The sequence below is a fragment of the Polyangium fumosum genome (assembly GCF_005144585.1).
Lineage (GTDB): Bacteria > Myxococcota_A > Polyangia > Polyangiales > Polyangiaceae > Polyangium > Polyangium fumosum.
The window spans coordinates 1-1,036 of sequence record NZ_SSMQ01000190.1 but is presented as its reverse complement, the minus strand read 5'-3'; the positions used below and the strand labels follow the sequence as shown (position 1 = coordinate 1,036).

Genomic DNA, 1,036 nt, shown 5'->3' with positions numbered 1-1,036 from the left:
AAACTGCGCGGAGCGCAGTTTTTCAACCCTGGGTCCAGCGCCTCGCTGGTCCGGGGTCGAGGGGGCGGACAGCCCCCCGCGGGGACCGGGGCAGCGCCCCGGCGCGACTACGCCCCCCCGAGCACCTCGCGCACTTTGCGGAGGAGCGCTTCGGGGGTGATTGGCTTGGGGATGAAGTTGATGCCTGAGTCGAGTACGCCGTGATGCACGATCGCGTTCTCGGTGTAGCCGGACATGAAGAGCACCTTCATGGCGGGGCGCACGTTTCGTAGGCGTTCGGCGAGCTGCCGGCCGCTCATTTTGGGCATGACGACGTCCGTCAAGAGCAGGTGGATCGTCGCGCCGTGTTGCTCGCATACGAGCAGCGCTTCGCCGCCGTTTGCTGCTTCGATGACGTGATACCCGGCTCGTGACAGGATCCCGCGCACCAGCATGCGGACCTGCGGATCGTCCTCGACGACGAGGACCGTCTCCGACCCGCGCACGCGGCTCTCCTGGGCCTCGGCTGTGGGCGCTTCGACGGCGTCGTCTCCGGCGCGCGGGAGATAGACCTTGATCGTCGTCCCCTTCCCCGGCTCGCTGTAGACCCATACGCAGCCGCCGCTCTGCTTGACGATGCCGTAGACCATCGACAAACCGAGCCCCGTGCCCACGCCTTTGGGTTTGGTCGTGAAGAAGGGCTCGAACATCCGCGCTTGCGTCGCTCGATCCATTCCCACGCCGTTGTCGCTCACCGACAGCACTACGTGTGGCCCGACGTTCGCTTCGGGGTGTTCGCGGACGTATTCCTCGTCGAGGTCCGTGTTTGCTGTCTCGATCGTCAACTGCCCGCCTTCTGGCATCGCGTCGCGGGCATTCACCACGAGATTGAGGAGGATTTGCTCCATTTGCCCCGGATCCACGAAACATCTGAGCATTGGTCTCATCTCGGGGCCGCCTCGCTGGGGCGTTGCCCCAGGCCCCACCCGGGGCTATCCGCCCCGGGACCCGGACCAGCGCCAGCGCTGGACCGAGGTTCGATGAACTGCGCATCGCG

At 66.1% G+C, this 1,036-nt stretch carries 1 protein-coding gene; it reads right to left on the bottom strand.

The features are described from left to right. Positions 1–107 precede the first annotated feature (107 nt). On the bottom strand, positions 108–887 hold the full coding sequence (locus E8A74_RS51650; protein ID WP_211365663.1) for an ATP-binding protein: 780 nt from the start codon (positions 885–887) through the stop codon (positions 108–110). Between the last annotated feature and the right edge of the window lie 149 nt (positions 888–1,036).